Annotated in this window: 14 protein-coding genes; 6 read left to right on the top strand and 8 right to left on the bottom strand. The window is 36.6% G+C overall.

Annotation, left to right across the window (positions count from 1 at the left end):
- Positions 1-13 precede the first annotated feature (13 nt).
- Positions 14-1,159, bottom strand: a complete 1,146-nt coding sequence (locus ACDZ29_RS28075) for a tyrosine-type recombinase/integrase (protein ID WP_375091370.1) — start codon at positions 1,157-1,159, stop codon at positions 14-16.
- Between the two features lie 509 nt (positions 1,160-1,668).
- Between ACDZ29_RS28075 and ACDZ29_RS28070 the strand changes: the two genes are divergently transcribed.
- From ACDZ29_RS28070 to sigH, 3 genes are all read left to right on the top strand, one after another.
- A complete protein-coding gene (locus tag ACDZ29_RS28070) occupies positions 1,669-2,772 on the top strand; it encodes a helix-turn-helix domain-containing protein (protein WP_375091369.1) in 1,104 nt (367 codons plus the stop codon).
- A 126-nt stretch (positions 2,773-2,898) separates the two neighbouring features.
- Positions 2,899-3,606, top strand: coding sequence for a DNA alkylation repair protein (locus ACDZ29_RS28065; RefSeq protein ID WP_375091368.1), 708 nt, complete (start codon positions 2,899-2,901; stop codon positions 3,604-3,606).
- Positions 3,607-4,283: 677 nt separating this feature from the next.
- Entirely contained in the window at positions 4,284-4,934 is a 651-nt protein-coding gene (sigH, locus tag ACDZ29_RS28060) for an RNA polymerase sporulation sigma factor SigH (RefSeq protein WP_375091367.1), read from the top strand.
- A gap of 735 nt (positions 4,935-5,669) precedes the next feature.
- Here the strand turns inward: sigH and blaI are convergent.
- Both blaI and ACDZ29_RS28050 read right to left on the bottom strand, forming a co-directional pair.
- Entirely contained in the window at positions 5,670-6,050 is a 381-nt protein-coding gene (gene blaI, locus ACDZ29_RS28055) for a penicillinase repressor BlaI (RefSeq protein ID WP_370017198.1), read from the bottom strand.
- Complete coding sequence (locus ACDZ29_RS28050) at positions 6,031-7,842, bottom strand: BlaR1 family beta-lactam sensor/signal transducer (protein ID WP_375091372.1); 1,812 nt, start codon at positions 7,840-7,842, stop codon at positions 6,031-6,033. The genes blaI and ACDZ29_RS28050 overlap by 20 nt, the downstream gene beginning before the upstream one ends.
- A 231-nt stretch (positions 7,843-8,073) precedes the next feature.
- On the opposite strand from ACDZ29_RS28050, the gene bla reads away from it, so the two are divergent.
- Positions 8,074-9,018 carry a class A beta-lactamase gene (bla, locus tag ACDZ29_RS28045; RefSeq protein WP_375091366.1) on the top strand — a complete coding sequence of 315 codons (945 nt, stop codon included), beginning with the start codon at positions 8,074-8,076 and terminating at the stop codon, positions 9,016-9,018.
- Between the two features lie 382 nt (positions 9,019-9,400).
- Here the strand turns inward: bla and ACDZ29_RS28040 are convergent, their stop codons facing one another.
- Positions 9,401-10,573 (bottom strand): MFS transporter, encoded by a 1,173-nt coding sequence (locus ACDZ29_RS28040; protein WP_375091371.1) that lies wholly within the window; start codon positions 10,571-10,573, stop codon positions 9,401-9,403.
- A 308-nt stretch (positions 10,574-10,881) separates the two neighbouring features.
- Here ACDZ29_RS28040 and ACDZ29_RS28035 point away from each other — a divergent pair, with 308 nt between their 5' ends.
- Positions 10,882-11,424, top strand: a complete 543-nt coding sequence (locus ACDZ29_RS28035; RefSeq protein WP_375091365.1) for an ester cyclase — start codon at positions 10,882-10,884, stop codon at positions 11,422-11,424.
- A gap of 44 nt (positions 11,425-11,468) precedes the next feature.
- On the top strand, positions 11,469-12,050 hold the full coding sequence (locus ACDZ29_RS28030; protein WP_289323193.1) for a TetR/AcrR family transcriptional regulator: 582 nt from the start codon (positions 11,469-11,471) through the stop codon (positions 12,048-12,050).
- Between the two features lie 777 nt (positions 12,051-12,827).
- Here ACDZ29_RS28030 and ACDZ29_RS28025 read toward each other — a convergent pair.
- From ACDZ29_RS28025 to ACDZ29_RS28010, 4 genes are all read right to left on the bottom strand, one after another.
- Positions 12,828-13,232: an FtsW/RodA/SpoVE family cell cycle protein gene (locus tag ACDZ29_RS28025; protein ID WP_375091364.1), complete on the bottom strand. Its 405-nt coding sequence runs from the start codon at positions 13,230-13,232 to the stop codon at positions 12,828-12,830.
- Between the two features lie 298 nt (positions 13,233-13,530).
- Positions 13,531-14,877, bottom strand: a complete 1,347-nt coding sequence (locus tag ACDZ29_RS28020) for a glycoside-pentoside-hexuronide (GPH):cation symporter (protein WP_375091363.1) — start codon at positions 14,875-14,877, stop codon at positions 13,531-13,533.
- A 42-nt stretch (positions 14,878-14,919) separates the two neighbouring features.
- Positions 14,920-16,455, bottom strand: a complete 1,536-nt coding sequence (locus ACDZ29_RS28015) for an FGGY-family carbohydrate kinase (RefSeq protein WP_375091362.1) — start codon at positions 16,453-16,455, stop codon at positions 14,920-14,922.
- Positions 16,456-16,496: 41 nt separating this feature from the next.
- Entirely contained in the window at positions 16,497-17,273 is a 777-nt protein-coding gene (locus ACDZ29_RS28010) for an SDR family oxidoreductase (RefSeq protein WP_375091361.1), read from the bottom strand.
- Positions 17,274-17,416 lie beyond the last annotated feature (143 nt).

Below are 17,416 nucleotides of genomic sequence, written 5' to 3'. Positions count from 1 at the left end.
TGACTTTCTTCTATTATACATACTCACCAAACACGTCTGGTTTCCACAAATGAATCGCATGGCGTTCTTTTTCAAAAACTTTCTCCAAATATATTTCTGTAGTGGAGAGCTGCTCATGACCCAGACTCTTCATAATCTGATAAACATCAACTCCATTTAGGTGAGAAATGATGGCAAAAGCATGTCTAAATGTATGAGGACCAATGGAAGAAGAACGAAACTTCAAAAAAGGCAATCCACTCTCTTTAATGGCTTTTGTTAGATATTGAGATAAATAAGAGGGAGAGTAAGCACGGCCTGTATTGGTCGTAAAGAGCGGGTCGTCTCCTTCCGCTGCTTCTATATCGTCGATTCCTCTAGCTGAACGGAACATTCGAATACTATTCATTCCTTTTTCCTTCAATGGTATTTGCCTTCTTTTATTTCCTTTACCTAGGACCTCTATATAATACGTGCTGGTAATGGAATCATATTGAAGATCCTTGACTCGGAGTCTTGTAAACTCTTCATTGCGCATGCCTGTCATCGTAAGGATATGAATGATCGAAAAAACGATGGGGTGGTTGATTTCCCTGAAATAATCAAGTAGCTGAATGACTTCCTTCGGTCCCAAATCACGGTTCGGCCGATCATCTTTACGAATATTGATCTTAAAGAAACCTTCATGAATTGGCTCCGTGATATAGCCTGATTCGAACAGGAATGTCAAAAAATTCTTAATGATGGTTGTCTTTCTGGATAATGTGGCTACGGAATAAGCTCCTTTTGTTAAGACATAGGGGCTTTTTTCTGATAACCATTCCTGATATCTACGAATGTGCCGGGTAGATAGAGATTTAAAGAGGGAACCGTCTGCAACTTTTTCAAAGTCTACATTGATTTCTACCGAATAAGTGAGCAATTGTTCAATAAATTGAATGAGTTCCCGCTCATAGGCTTGGACGGTGCGGGTGGATTTTTCGTGTTGCCGTTTTAAATGCTCTCGTCGTTGTAGAAACCACTGTAGCATCTCTATATCGCTAAAATCCGAAAAAGGATGTTCTCCATTTATTTCTGTCGTATCTAATCGTTCTTGTAAAGTGTGGATAGAAATTTCTGACAAACTTTTTTTCCAAGCACTATTCTGAAGCTCTTTCGTTTTCTCTACCAGTTCATGCATCCCTGTAACCTCACTTTTATAATGCACCTATTAATAAGATAACGTATATATGTAGTACTTACCTTTTCACTAACATTACTTACATTATAACAAATTACTAGAGTTAAATAATTATGTATAACCTAAATAAATTCTATATTTATTTAGGTAAGCCTTAATTAACTATATAACTAGATTCAAAAATTATAATAATAATGTAGGATTTAAATAATAAATTTATAATGGTAAATATAAGATAAATCTAAAATTATACTTATTTAAATCAATATTATATATTATGATAGATATATGAAATAAATAGTTAATCATGAGATATACATATAACAATTAAAGATAAGATATGAAAGGTAACTAGACAAATAATGAATAAACTAAACCATGAAAAACACACACAAACTACATCCTATGAAATTGGGGAATCTGTTTATGTTCTTCAAACATGTACGGAAGAAGAAGACGCAGAGAGTTTTTACTACTATAAACAATTTGAAAAAAAAGAAGGAGTGATTTTGGAAGTAATCGAACACCCACGTCTCCAATATCGTGTAAAATTTGGCCAGGCGGTAGCAGTCTTGTATCATGAGGAATTGACGAAAGGGAACCAACGAGATTTTCCAATAAAATTAACGGTTAATCAAGAAGGATGGGAGGGGGATAAAGTGGAATGGTATACACAAAAAGAAGTAGCTGATTTATTAGGAGTATCCAAGGCAACTGTCTATCATTATGGAAAACAGAAGAAAATCATTAAAATTCTGGATCCACATCGATTACATAAAGAGGCACGTTATGGAAAAGCGGAAGTGGATCGATTAGTGTATGAAAAGCAATCTTTACCTACAGGTATGAGTCCAAATGATGTTGCAAAGAAATTGGGATTATCTGTACAAAGTGTTTATAAGTATATACAAGATGGTTCGATAAAAGCTAAGGCCGTCCCTTATGGTGATGAAAGAATCACTTATGTAATTTCGGAAACAGCCTATCATGAAGCAGAGAAATCACTCAAACCATCTGAAACACAGCGACCAAAAAAATATGAATATTATGATTCAAAAAAAGACATTGTTTTGTATCAAAGATTTCATTCAACTAAAATACCAGAGGCACGTGTGGTTCGTAATGAAGATAATGTATTTGGTTTCTACCTACCCAATATCCAAATGTGGTTGACGTATGAAGAAGGAGTTAAAAATTATGCATTAAAGGCATCATACTCGATCCACCAACCTACTTTGGATTATAAAGGCTATGTTGAGCTTCAGGTACCAAAAAACGAAGTTGTATTTTATCCCTTCATTGACTATTTATATAAAAACTGGGGTGTTGAAAACGTAAGAATGAGAGAGCAAGATAGTTCAGTTTTACTCTTCATTCGGGCAGGGGAAAGACCGTTAATGCCAGAGATGATTAGTATTGCTGATATCTTACCGTATTTAACCAATGGAGAAATGCACCATGAAGATGATACTTTGATATTACGTAGTCCAAATAGAAAAACTAGTTTTGAATTACCTAATAATTTGTTAGAAACGATTTCTGATTTAGCTGAACAAGAAGGGATTAGTATCAGTAAATGGGTCGAGCAAAAATTATCGTCGATAATTAAATAACTATTCCATTTGCATTTGTCCTTCGAGCTATAAAGTGTAAAGATTTGTTATAGGATAATGGGGATGGATTTGATGGGCTTAAATCTTAAGAGGGAAAAACCTCCAAAAAGAAGGAAGTGTTAAACGATGAATTTACAAATTGTTATGCAGGAACTTGAAGCTCTCGGCAAGGAACGAACCAAGAAAATTTACGAATCCAATGGTGCGCACGAGCCGCTTTTTGGCGTGGCTACAGGCGCTATGAAGCCAATCGCCAAGAAAATAAAAAACAATCAACTTTTGGCTGATCAGCTTTACGCCACAGGAAACTACGACGCAATGTACCTTGCAGGCATAATTGCAGACCCAAAAACAATGGAAGAGGCTGATTTTGAGCGTTGGATGGATGCGGCGTATTTTTATATGCTGTCCGATTATGTGGTTGCAGTAACTTTAGCTGAAACAAATATTGCACAAGACGTTGCCGATAAATGGATCGCAAGCGGTGAAGAGCTGAGAATGTCAGCGGGATGGAGTTGCTACTGCTGGCTATTGGGCAATCGCCCGGACAGTGAATTTTCCGAAAGCAAGATTGTTAATATGCTTGAAAATGTGGAAAATATGATTCACGATTCTCCAGAACGAACTAAATACGCTATGAATAATTTTATATACACAGTGGGGATTTCATATTTGCCGCTACATGATAAGGCGGTCGAGACCGCAAAGGCAGTAGGCCCAGTAGAGTTCAAACGGGACAAGAAAAAAAGCAGTTTCCTACTAGCTTCCGAAAGTATTCAAAAGGCAGTAGATAAAGGGCAGCTTGGATTCAAACGCAAAAATGTAAGATGTTAATAAATTGCCTTGCATCGCGAGCGATCTTCAATTAGGTGTTGTGGCTACAATAGTGTCTGGATTAATTAGTAGAATAATCTGGATAGGTACACCTCTAAAAAAACAATCTTTGGAATTGTTTTCTCTCTATTGTTTCCAGATAAAAATAATGAAAATAAATTAAGATGAATCTTCCAGTAGTAAGCATTAATTATTCAACATAAGTAAGGTAAAGGAATGGATAGCCATTATAAAGCGTAATCGAAAAAAAACCAATCGGAATTAACAAATCCAGATCATCATAGATCTGGATTTTTTTTTTGATCGCATCAAGCTTTCTTATGAATCTAAAAAAATTCTGCTAAGAAAAATGCCTTTTTCCCAATGTAAATCTAATTGCAATAACTGCTAAACTCCCTACTATTATACTCTAATTGTTCATTATCTCCTTTTCATACCTCTGATCATCCTTTTATAGGTGTAAATGCAATCAATTGATTATACGTTACGTGGAATTAGTTTTAGAGCAGTACTTTTTAATAGGAATAACTATAGGTTTTTTTGTAGGAAAATGTCGATATTTGCGAATATCTTTATCGTCATTTCTGAGATATTATTATATTGTATGGTCTTTAATACATTGAAGTGATAATGCAACCTTTATGTCGGTGCTCAACTTAGTGAGTGGGGGAAATTAAATGAGTGTAATCATCGAGAAGAACCGAGTGGAAAACTATACTCATATGGAAGATGTAATGTTGGTTGGAAAAATACAAAATGGTGATGAAGATGCACTGAACTATTTAATCAAAAAATACAGATGTGTTGTCCAATCCAAAGCTATGAATTATTTTTTAACGGGTGGAGATAAGGAAGACGTCTTTCAAGAGGGTATGATTGGACTATTTAAGGCCATTCGCGACTATAAGGACTGCAAAAAATCTTCTTTTAGGTCATTTGCGGAGCTGTGCATTACCAGACAAATCATAACGGCTGTTAAAGCCGCTATTCGCCAAAAACATTCTCCGTTAAATAATTATGTTTCATTGTATAGGCCTATCTATCAAGGAGAGTCGGAACAATCCCTAATTGAAATAATCCCTGAACAGAGACAAATCGACCCTGTCACAATCCTAATAAAATCAGAAGAAATTTCTGATATTGAACTAAATTTAGCGGAAGTCCTTAGTGAGTTGGAAAGTAGTGTTGTGGACTTATACCTGGAAGGACAAACTTATTATGAAATATCAAAGAAACTTAATGTTCAAATAAAGACGGTCGATAATGCACTTCAACGGGTTAAAAGGAAGTTGGAGCGGTATTTGGAGTCAAGAGATTTAGAAGAATAATACCTAAATCGAGCATATTGTCACCGTAAATACACCGGATAGGATTTGTTTTAAATGAACCCTGATCTGGTAATTAATCATCTAATATTGACAAAAAATTCGGGAAATACAACCAGTTTAACATTGATTTACTTAAAATTTCGATGTGTATACAATGTTGTGATGAAAAAAGAATGAAGAAAGATATCAAGCATTGGAGTACAGCAAGGAATTAAAAAACTTACTAATATAATTGAAAAAGACTATAAAATTTCTATATGCAATTGCTGCAAAGCCTAAAATAAGGGGAACCAAAGCCAAAGAAAGCGTATATAATACGCTTTTTTGCGTTCAGTATCGTTCTGAAGGTGTTCCACAATATGGACAAGGACAGATATTAATTTGGTGAATGGACTGATAATCTGGTTTATTACATAAATTCGAAATAGAAAATTCTTAACTGAATAGGTGCGTTAGTTGAGATCCGAGGTAGCTATTTGGTGACTTTTTGCTTAATGAACTAAAGGGGCAGTTAGTTGAATAAATACATCCTTAATAGTTATTGGCTCCTTTCGTGTATAGATCTACACTTGTTTTTTAGTTTATGACTAACGGGCGTAGTATTTACAGAGAAGAAAGCAATTCTTTTTTAATCTGAGCAAGAAAGCGATAATTACATGACAAATATGTCTCCGCTATTTCGATTTCGACCGAAAAAAAACGATTTGGAAACATTCCAAATCGACTTTTTAAATATTACTTTTTAGGTTTCTTATTTAAAATAAAGCGTAGTTCATTTATATCATCATCAGTTAGGGTATCTTCCTGAATGAATTGGACAAGCATGGATTTCAGGGTACCTCCATAGATACGGTTGATAAATGATTCGGTCTCGGCACGCTGGCACTCTTCCTGTGTATAGAGCGGGTAAAAGGTGTAAACTCTTAGATTTTTATTGACACCTACTACATCTTTTTGAACCAATCGATCGAGAAGAGTGCGTATGGTTTTCGGCTTCCAATCGGTACTCTCCTGTAAGGAAAATATGATGTCATTCGCTGTTTGAGGGGCTTTATCCCAAAGCACATTCATGATTTCCCATTCTGATTCTGATATACTAGGAATGTTTTTTTCCATATTTCTCCCCTCCATTTTCTTTATAGATTCCTAAATCTTTTAAAATTGATAAAGTAATTTCTCCCGCCTTGCTTCCAGATGAATCATCGTCATTTTGTATATTGGTAGCAAAGAAATAAGTATTGTTCTTCGTCTCTACATACCCGATAAACCAACCATTGATGCTTTTTCCATTCACTGCTCCTGTACCTGTTTTTCCTGATAGGCGAGCTTCTTCATTCTTTTCTAAGAGTAGTGCTTCCTTCACAGTTTGGATATGCGTTTCCTTATATCCCAATTGATTGTTATAAAAGGCTTGCAGCAGTTGGACTTGCTCGATTGGAGAAATTTTTAATGAGGATTCGTTCCAGAATTCGCCAAATTCTCCAGATATATCGGAATTTCCATAGTTTATCTCTTGTAGATTGGATTGTATTGTTTCAAATCCTGTTCTACGATCTAATTCTTGGAAATACCAGTTTACAGATTTTTGCAAAGCAGATGAGACATCCTGATCCATTTTCCAAGCGTCATAGGGTTGCTCCGTCCCATCCCATGAAAGGGTGGATTCTTCGGGTGATATCACATTTGATTCTAGTGCAAATAAGGCACTATAGATTTTGTATGTGGAATCAGGTGATACCCGCAACGTACTTTTCTCTTCATTATAAATACGATATTGCTGTGCGTTATGATCATATAAAACAAAGCTTCCTTCATACCCTTTAAAGAATTGATTTAAATCCTCATAAACTGCTCCGTCATTATTAAAATAGTATCGGTCGTTTTCCGTCGCTAATGCGGAAACGAAAGGTAATTGGATTGTCAAAATGATACTGGCCAACACATAAATAAAGACGCTTTTTCTTATTGATTTTTTTGCGGAATGCTTATAGGCAGAAATTTGTTCAATTCGTTTTTTGATTTGAAGCTTAGAACCGTTTAATTGTGTCACTAACGGTAGCTTACTTGACCGTTTTGAAAGATCCAAAAAATTAATGATTGTATTTCCATATTCACTAAATGAATTATCATCTAGTAACTGTAAAACAGATGTATCACATGCGATTTCCCGATCCAATCTCATTTTTCTAAAAGCAAGCCAGACAAGGGGATTAAACCAATAAATGATTTGATAGAACAATATCGCGTAATTTGTCACCAAATCCTTGTTTTTATAATGACTCAGTTCATGAAGAAAAATATACTCGTAATTTTTCAAGCTAAGCCAGTTTTCATGTTGAGATGGTAAGACGATATATGTTTGAAAAAGTCCGAATATCATTGGAGATTGGACTCTTTTCGAAATAACAATCTTTATTGATTTTTTAATCTGTAGTCTTTTCTTGCATTCTTCGAAAAGTACGAGAACTTCTTGATTGGAAAACGCAGAAGAATAATTCTTTATCCTTCTAAGTGTGAGCCATCCACGAACCATAGTAAAGGTAAATAAAAGCATCCCTGACATCCATAAACCCATTACTCCCATATTAAGTAAGGACAGGTCCGGCCGATTGACCGATAAAGAAAAGTCTTGTATCAGGTGTAGGCCCTGCATCATATCAGTACCATTTATTTCCTTAGTAGAGCTAGGTGCATTAGTCTGATATGCATCCCCACCGCTAAAGAGAGAACTAAAATTATATAAATCAGTAGGTATGAATGGAAGTGCTAAAGCCATAAAAAGAAACATCCACAAATGATAGTACCATTTTGCGGTTAATTGTCTTCCAAACCATTTTCGTATAAGTAGAATAACAGTAACGGAAAATGAAGACACCAATAGACCTATTATAAAATGTGTTAAAAACATGTCCTTCAATACCAACTCTCTGGATTTTTAAATTTTAAAAAACAGGTATATAGCATATTTATAGTAGCTTGATGGTTAAAAAATAAAGAATTGACTTTATTTGATTACATATGTAATACTATACTACAGATGTAATCAGACTACAAATGTAATCTGTAAAAACTCCTTGCATGAGGTTGTTTTTTCAATTCGTACATAAGAGTCTAATCAAATAATTAGGAGGTTTACATCATGAACAAAAGATGGTTTTATCAAATACTAGCACCAATAGGCTTGGTGCTTATGGTTGCAGGCTGCTCAGATGAGAAAAAACAGGTTGTACAACAATCAGAAACAGAGCATACGGGGGGAACTAACCAAACGTCAGAAAATATAACGGCAAAAGAAACCACAATTGATAAATTTGAACAACTTGAGAAGGAATATGATGCGAGGCTTGGGGTCTATGCCATTGATACAGGAACAAAAGAAACCGTGGAATTTCGTGAGAACGAACGTTTTGCGTACACATCTACATTCAAAGCCCTAGCCGCAGCTGTTTTGTTAAAGCAAAATCCGATATCAATGCTTGAGGAAATAAGGACATTCACCAATGAAGATATTGTTACCTATTCTCCGATTACAGAAGACTTTGTGAACAAAGGGATGAGTCTCGGAAAAATAGCTGAAGCAGCGATGCAGTATAGTGATAATACAGCAGGAAATCTTCTGTTCGAAGAATTAGGCGGACCAGATGGATTTGAAAAGGCGTTACGAGAAAGTGGCGATACTATCACAATGGTTGACCGTATTGAACCCGATTTGAACGGAGCTATTCCTGGGGAATCACGGGATACAAGTACCCCTAAAGCACTTGCAACTACCCTTGAGGTGTTTGGAATCAGTGAGTACCTTCCTACCGATAAGCAAGAAATTTTCACAAATTGGCTAAAAGGGAATACTACAGGTGATTCCCTCATTCGAGCTGGTGTACCAGAAAGTTGGGAGGTTGGAGATAAGAGCGGAGCCGGTGGCTATGGAACTCGAAATGATATAGCGATTGTGTGGCCACCAAATCGAGAACCGATTATTATAGCGATCATGTCAAGTCGCAATGAAGAGAAAGCAAGCTTTAATGATGAACTCATCGCTAAGGCTGCAAAAGTGATTGCTCAGGCATACTCTAACAACAAATAGATTAACATTATAGAGAATGAGTACGACTCTTCGGGTGACGATCGTTTTTTACTACAATAAAGTTTGTGAAATAATATACTTCAATTAAAGTGTGCAAGAGTAAAAGAGCCGGCTGCTATCCCAGCCGGCTTTTTTTATTAAACTAAAGGGGCAGGATAGTTGAAGAGTGCTGTTATTCAACAATTGGGCCATTTAATTGAATAAGTGTATATTTGAAATAAAGCTGCACTGCTTTGAAAAAACCCTGTATATAAGCGTGTGTTTGTTGAACAAGAAGTAAAAGGGTGATACATATTATACATGACTAATATGTATCACCCCTTTTTGTAACTTTGTATGATTTTAGGTCTTGAAAAATTTCAAACCAACATAAAAATCGGTATTATTTCTCTCTAATCTGCTCCGTTAGACGGTAGGTAATTACCCAATACAAAAGGGCCAAAGCGCTGACAGAGGCACCAAATAGACATACTCCGATCCATCCATAGTTTGCGTATATATTAGTTGAAACAATTGAACCCATGGCACTGCCGATGGAATAAAAAATCATGTAAGCAGCAGTAAGTCGGCTTCTCGCCTCAGGACGCACTGTGAAAATCATACTCTGATTGGTGACATGTACTGCTTGCACAGCCAGGTCAAGAAAGATAACGCCAATGACTAATGCGATCAGTGAGTGTTCGGTAAAGCTGATTAGAAACCATGATGCTAGCAATAAAACTAGGGCTATGCAGGTTGTTCGCTGCCCTAAACCTCGATCAGCCAGACCCCCAGCACGAGCAGCAGCTAATGCTCCGGCAACTCCAGCAAGACCAAACGCTCCAATAGCGGTATGTGAAAGAGAGTATGGTGGAGCACTGAGAGGTAGCACCAGCGAAGTCCACAATGTACTAAACGCGGTAAAAATCAGCAGAGCCAGTACTCCGCGGATGCGTAGGATTCGTTCTTGCATGAACAATGTGAGCACCGAACGAAGCAGCTGCGGATAGGATAGTGACTCTCTTTCGCTTTCATCACGCGGGAGTACTCGGAACAACACGCCAGTCATGATGAGCATCATGGCGGCAGAAACTAGATAGACCGAACGCCAACCGGCGAGATCGGTTAGTACACCAGCGAATGTTCGTGCGAGCAGAATGCCGATCACGACTCCACTTTGCACCAAGCCGACTATACGTCCACGCTCGGCTGGGACAGCCAAAGTCGATGCGAACGCTACGAGCACCTGAGTTACCACAGCAAGCAGTCCGACCGCAGCTAACCCCGTGAACAGCACTGTGATGATGGGGGCGATGCCAACCACAATCAGAGACAACACGGATAAAAGCATCTGACCGACGATTAGCCGACGTCGATTCAGTAGATCACCGAGCGGTACCAGCAGTAGCAGTCCTAGCGCGTAACAAAGCTGAGTAATGGTAATGACAATGCCGATGGATGAATGGGCGATACCGAACTCGGTCGCCAGTGAGTCTAGCAACGGTTGTGCATAGTATATGTTGGCGACAGCCATCCCACAGGCTGTTGCAAACAATAGTGCCATATAGCGAGTCATGGTTGATCCGGATACTATTTGTAATTGATCCGTTTTCGTATCATGATCTTCAACTTTAATTGTTGTTTTTTCTTTAACCTTCACCTTTACCATTACTTACATCCCCTTTTTGTACTTAACGGTATAATATATCGTTCGGTATAAAATAATTCCTAATAAGGATAACCAACAAAACGTTTTGATGTCAAGTAAGTTATGCAGTTATTTGAATGCTGTTCTTGAAAGAATCATCACAATTTGACAATAGGACTTTAATTAAATAAAATCATAATATACCGATTGGTAATTAAAAGGAGGATTAAATATCCGTGAATCGAATTCGGCAAATTGATAAGGAAAGGACATTAGATGAATTGAATCAATTACCGGGGAATAACGAATTAACTGAAATATCTGGGGGCGATTCACCAGCTCCAAAATTCCTACAGACAAACGAACAGATTATAAAAAGCTTCTTTGAAGTTGTCAGATCAGGTTGCACTCCCGAACAAGCTAAGGTTTTTATGGCGAAAGAGGTAAGAGCACATCAAGTGAATTCAGAAAGCATGGTGACAATTATAAGGTCACCTGAGAATTATGCTGATCATATAAGAGAAATGATAGATTCATGGGGGAATTTTAAAATAGAAATTCAAGAATTAATTTCTCAAAATCAAAAAGTTCATGTCAGATGGAAGCAGACAGGAATGCATATTGGAGAGTATGAGGATTATCTGCCTACAAATAAAGAGGTTATTGAAATAGGTAGTGCCGTATACCGATTAGAGGATCGAAAAATAGTGGAATACTGGATTCAAGTGGACAGATTCGGAATCATTGAGCAAATAAAAAAGAATCAAGAACAAGATTAATTATCTAGTGAAGAAATTTTGTTTTTTGAAATGAGGTATTTATTATGGTTCGACAACGTGAATTTGATGAGGAAAAAGCGTTGGATGATGCTATGTTGCTTTTTTGGGAGAAGGGGTACAAGGCTACTTCGCTAAGCGATTTGACTGCCAAAATGGGGATACAACGACCAAGCTTATACTCAGCTTTTGGAGATAAAGAGGAATTGTTTGAGGCTGCATTACGCAAATATACAAAGCTACATGCTTCCCATATTCGAACAAAACTTCAAAACAATCTATCTGTAAAGGAAGCATTTCACACATTTTTTGAAGATTTGGTGGAAGAGGAATATAAAGAAAGTCCGAACAAGGGATGTTTTTGCATTAATACAATAGTGGAACTTGCCCCTCACGATGAAAAATTTGAAATCCTTACAAGAGAGCATCAGATGTATCTTTCGATCATATTTCAAGAAACGATTGTCCGAGGTATTCGCTCAGGTGAGCTCGAAAGCAGCCTTAATGCTAAAGTTTTAGCACAGACACTAGTCGTTTCATTAATCGGACTTACCGTGTTAATGAAATCTCGTCCAGAGCGTTCATTTGTAGATAATTCTGTAGCGATGATATTATCATTATTAAAATAAATTTATTAAAATTCCAGTTTTATCAATCATGTCAGTCTCCGTGAAATAAAGGGGGTTTGTATAAAGCCCAATCTATAAAATCGATTGCAGCTGTAATTCTAATTTTTATTAACCAAGTTACGGCAAGTTTTTTTAATAAAAGAATGATTCATTAATTATATTAAAAGCGTATTTTGATCAATCTTTTTTCAAAACACGCTTTTTCTTTTTGTTCGTTTATCAAGGTTATTAGTATCAATTTGATCAAACTTTATTTAAAGCAACAATACCATTGAGTTTTCACCTGATATTTTTGCAATTAGTTAACAGCAATACTAACTAATATTAGCAAAGTATTCTTCAATTAAAGGGCGCGATTCTTGAAGAAGTTTCGCTTTTCTTATAAAACTAACGGGTGCGTTAGTTCATTATGGATTACTAAAAATAATAAAACTATTTTATAATAACTGTATACTTAATCACAAGAAAAGAATCCATTTCGATCAATCTTTTTTCAAAATGGATTCTTTTTATTTACGCTAATATGGGGGTTCAGGAGAAAATTTTGATCAATCTTGATTCTAAAACTACACATAGACCTTAATTAGTTCTATATTTGGATAAATCGACTTACTGATCATTTATCAGTTCCTATATATTCAACTTTTAGGGAATTTTCCACCTGGTAATTATCCTCATGATTCATTGCATCTTTCAAAGCTTCATGCCTTTACCCATTCCTAGTTTCTTCAGAAAAGAGAGTATGAGCTACAGTACCGTACTCTCATATTTTCTTCATCAGTATAATATTTTTTTGTGATACACACTTAAAACCAGACCAAACAAGAAGGCGTTAATCATCGCTGATAAAGCACCATAACTCATAAATGGCAGGGATAGGCTTATTATCGGTAATAAGCCGAGAGACATTCCGATGCTGACAGTTACCTGTGCAGTGAATATGGCAAAACTGCCGGAAACAAGCATTTTCCCAAATGGGTCTTTCACAGTTTGAAATATACGGGAAATTAGCCAGATTATCCATAAAAACAGCAGACCAAGCAAGGACCCGGCCCAGCCAAGCGTATAGGTAATCGTTACAAAGATAAAATCCGTCATCATTTCATTTGAAAAATCAATCTCCCCGAGGGAACCAAAATGGCCAAACCATCCGGCATCCTCAATTAGCTTTTCCAGTTTCAAATGTCCAAAATATTGACTCAAATCCAGAAACTTTTTTTAAATCAACCTTAAGGTAGCACTCAAATAGTATTTTAAACGCTTTCATTATTTAGATTATAAGATTTGATTGTTCGTTTTTGGGAAGCAAAATACTTTGATTACGTTGCGTATAATCCCTTGTTTTATTATTGGAAATCATATTATTTTAAAGTTTTTAGTAGTTAGCTAATAAATCTAAATATAGGTTGCTTACCCATTTCTACAAGGAGTTTTTAGCTCTGTTCATCTTATCTCTTTTTATTTTAATGAATCCGCTGTACTAAAGGTTTATAACTTTTTGGTTAGCCGATGCACGGCGACGTTTGAGTTCCACATCCATTGCTGCGCGTTTACCATCAAGTTTATAGAACCACATCGTTATTCCAATGAGTAGACAAATAGCCAAAGGTACCCATATAAAAACCATTTCAATGTACGTTAAAGACGTGGCGGTTTGTGTGGTATTTGGAACATAACCACCCATTTTTAGAATAATCCCTATAAACGCACTCCCAAGTCCCAAGCTTACTTTTACAAAAAATCCTTGAAAAGCAGCAATCATCCCTGAAATACTTCTATGATTTTTGTACTCTGAATAATCAATAACATCTGGCTGAATCGCAAATGTAATGCCAAAGATGCCGTAAATCCCTAGCCCGGTTATTGCCAGTCCTGCTATGAGTAAAAAGACTGAAGATTTCCCGAAATAGATTAATAAATCTCCGAAAATATAAATGGCAGTACTGAAGAGCAGTACATTTTTCTTCGTCATCTTCTTTTGAAGCCAAGGTAAAATAATTAATATCGGCAGTCCTGATAGAATTCCGAATAAACCAACAAAAGTTAGCCAGTCTTCTCGTCCAAGATTATAAGTAAAATAATAGATTACGGCCGTATTTCTTATCACAAAAAGGGCAAAATAGAGAAAATTCAAAACAAAAAAAATAACTGCTTGGTCCGTCAATCCTTTAAAATCTTGTTTAAAAGAGGATTTCCCTGGTTGGGTTAACGGTGGAATAACCTCTTTTGTATTCATAAAGGTAAAGACAAATATTAACATTGCTGCAACGCCATAAATGCACATCGTAAATAAAAAACCTTTTTGTGTATCTCCATGCCCGAAAAAATTTACTAGAGGCGTTGTAATGGACATTACTAAAGCAGTTCCAATCAATGCACAAATCATTCTAGTCGACACTAACCAGTTTCGTTCATGGTTATCTGAGGTTAACCTTGGTATGATCGTATTTAATGGTATATTTACCACAGTATAAGCAATGTTTAACAAGGTATAAGTGACATAAGCCCAAATAATTTTTCCTGTCATATTGAAATCAGGAACAATAAAAGTCATTACAGTAAATATAGCAAAAGGAATAGCCCCTATCAGGAAATAAGGTCTTCCTTGTCCCCATCTAGTATGTGTTCTATCAACCAATAATCCCATACCAGTATCTGCAAAAGCATCAATTATTTTTGTTACTAACATTAAAGTACCGGCAACTGCTGCTGTTATTCCAAAAACGTCCGTGTAAAAAAACAAAAGGTAAGATGCCATTGTACTAAATACTAGATTGCACCCTAGATCGCCAATACCATATCCAATTCTTTTTTTCCATTTAACCATGTGTATCACCCCAATTTTTTGATCTATTTTTTAGTACACGTTCTACATTACTTTTAAGGAAAGTTTTGTTAATGTTTTCATATCCTGCTTTAAGTTCTTGTATATAGATTTGTAAACCTTGTAATAGTCGTTATACTTTTCATGATTCTGTTTATTTGGCATAATCTTTTTATCTAATACTTGCCATTTCTTCACATCTTCATAAGATAAAAGACCTGTTCCAATTCCAGCCAGCATGACATCTCCCATATTTGCCTCTACATCATGTACTGGACAGACAACTGGATAGCCAGTCACATCAGCAAAGATTTGTCTCCACAATTTTGACTTTGTCACTCCTCCGGCAATCAAGATAGATTCGCCTAGGTTTTCCCCAGTCGCTTCCATAGCATCTCGCAAAGAAAATGCGACCGCTTCCAAAAATGCACGGTAAATATGAGCCTTTGTATGCGCTAATGAAAGTCCAACAATTGTACCTTTTGCATTCGAATCCCAAATAGGACTTCTTTCTCCCATAAAGTAAGGAAGTACAATCAGACCTTCACTACCAACTGGAATTGTTGCCGCCTGTTCATTTAACACGTCATAGACATTTCCCCCCCCGGCTTTTTCCATTTCCATTTCAAATTGGCACATCGTTTGACGGAACCATTTTACAATTGCCCCTGCGGTAGCCCCGCCTGCAAAATAATAGGACAGTCTTTTTGCATCATATAGATATGGCCAAACAATCAGATCTTTTCCTTTCACTGGTTTGTCTGAAATCAATGCTGCACACATCGAAGTTCCAATTGCCGCTGCATAAATACCAGATTCAAATACACCGAGGCCGATATTGGCAGCCCCGCAGTCGATACCACTTGCTATCACTGGCATTCCTTCAGAAAGACCCAATTCGGATGCAGATTCTTTAGTTAGTCCACCCACAACATCTGTTGAATCTACGATTTTTTCTGGCATTAATGACAGAGGAATACCCATCGCATCCATCATTTCTTTAGACCAGGTTCTGTTATTCATATCAAAAATGCCGCCGATATTTCCTGCAGAAGAATAATCAATCGCAATTTCTCCTGTTAGTTTATAAATGATGTAATCATTTGGCGGCAAAAAAAGCTTTGTCTTCCTCCAGTTTTCTGGTTCATGATTTTTCATCCATAATATTTTGGTATAACCATAATAAGGGTCGGCTCCATTATGAGTAATTTCTAAAAGCCTTTTTTCTCCAATATGATCTAAAACCCACTTTGTTTCTTCTTCTGCTCTGCGGTCCATCCAAATCATACACGGCCTAACAGGTTCCATATTTTCATCTAATGGAATGCCAGAACCACCATACAAACCGCTAATGGCAATTCCGCGTATTTTTTTCGCTGGAATTCCTGACTTCTGCACTGTATTTCTTATAGAGGTTTTCGTGGCATGGAGCCATACCTCTGGCCATTGTTCAGCCCATAACGGCTTTGGAGTCAACACATCATATTCCTGTAAATCTTGGGCAATTAGATTACCTTCTGTGTCCATTAAAACTGTTTTGGTACCAGATGTTCCAATATCTGTACCGAGTAAATAATACATAGATAGCCCTCCAATCTTTAAAAATCAGAATTCTCAGTCTATTAAATACAAGTAAAAGCGCCATCTACTACAAAGTCTGCTCCTGTAGTAAAGCTGCTAGTATCTCCGGCAAGGTAGACACAGATAGACTGAAGTTCTTCTGGTCTTCCCATTCTCTGAAGAGGCGCCATTTGATTCCATCGTTCAATTAATGGCTGTAAGCTTGGAGAATTTAATGTAAGTTCTGTTCCTATATAGCCTGGACTAATACAATTTACACGTACATTTCTTGTAGCCCATTCCACTGCCAGAGATTTTGTCAACTGGATCACTCCTGCTTTAGAAGCGTTATAGGAACACTGCGGTTGTGGCACATTCACAATATGCCCGGACATAGAAGCTGTATTAATAATTGAACCGCCACCTTGCTTTAACATCACTTTTCCAGCTGCTTGGGCTGTTAAAAACACACCAGTAAGATTAATATCAACCACTTTTGTCCATTGCTTAAAGGTTATTTCCTCTGCTGGAACATTCATACAGATTCCTGCATTACAGAAGGCAACGTCTATACGTCCAAAAACGTCCAGTATTTTTTCAATCATGGAATCTACATCTTCTGGTTTTGTAACATCTGCTTTAATAGCAATCGTTTGAACCTCATGATTTTCTTCTAGTTCTGCTGCAGTCTTTTGGGCTTCTTCGAAATCCAAGTCCACAATCGCTACATCTGCTCCCGCTTCAGCGAAAGCGGTTGCAACACTCTTTCCAATACCCCTTGCTCCCCCTGTAACAAAAATTTTCTTTTCGTCCAATCTCATTTTTTCAATGATTCCCATATTCTATTTCCTTTCTCTTTTGAAAACTAGTTTTGTAAAATAGATTTATAAAATTAATTTACATAATATCGCCTTTTTTTGTAGTAGTCAATATAAAAAATAGAAAAAAGGTGAATTTTTCCTTCATGCATTTTTCGAAAGTT

It is taken from the genome of Peribacillus sp. RS7 (genome assembly GCF_041956845.1).
In the GTDB taxonomy this organism is placed as follows: Bacteria; Bacillota; Bacilli; order Bacillales; family DSM-1321; genus Peribacillus.
This window is presented reverse-complemented; position numbering and strand designations above follow the sequence as displayed.

What these genes read in the sequence shown, in the direction of transcription:
- ACDZ29_RS28075 (WP_375091370.1), bottom strand. Translation starts at nt 1,159, where the DNA reads ATGCATGAACTGGTAGAGAAAACGAAAGAGCTTCAGAATAGTGCTTGG.
- ACDZ29_RS28065 (WP_375091368.1), top strand. Translation starts at nt 2,899, where the DNA reads ATGAATTTACAAATTGTTATGCAGGAACTTGAAGCTCTCGGCAAGGAA.
- sigH (WP_375091367.1), top strand. Translation starts at nt 4,284, where the DNA reads ATGAGTGTAATCATCGAGAAGAACCGAGTGGAAAACTATACTCATATG.
- blaI (WP_370017198.1), bottom strand. Translation starts at nt 6,050, where the DNA reads ATGGAAAAAAACATTCCTAGTATATCAGAATCAGAATGGGAAATCATG.
- ACDZ29_RS28050 (WP_375091372.1), bottom strand. Translation starts at nt 7,842, where the DNA reads ATGTTTTTAACACATTTTATAATAGGTCTATTGGTGTCTTCATTTTCC.
- bla (WP_375091366.1), top strand. Translation starts at nt 8,074, where the DNA reads ATGAACAAAAGATGGTTTTATCAAATACTAGCACCAATAGGCTTGGTG.
- ACDZ29_RS28040 (WP_375091371.1), bottom strand. Translation starts at nt 10,573, where the DNA reads ATGACTCGCTATATGGCACTATTGTTTGCAACAGCCTGTGGGATGGCT.
- ACDZ29_RS28030 (WP_289323193.1), top strand. Translation starts at nt 11,469, where the DNA reads ATGGTTCGACAACGTGAATTTGATGAGGAAAAAGCGTTGGATGATGCT.
- ACDZ29_RS28020 (WP_375091363.1), bottom strand. Translation starts at nt 14,877, where the DNA reads ATGGTTAAATGGAAAAAAAGAATTGGATATGGTATTGGCGATCTAGGG.
- ACDZ29_RS28015 (WP_375091362.1), bottom strand. Translation starts at nt 16,455, where the DNA reads ATGTATTATTTACTCGGTACAGATATTGGAACATCTGGTACCAAAACA.
- ACDZ29_RS28010 (WP_375091361.1), bottom strand. Translation starts at nt 17,273, where the DNA reads ATGGGAATCATTGAAAAAATGAGATTGGACGAAAAGAAAATTTTTGTT.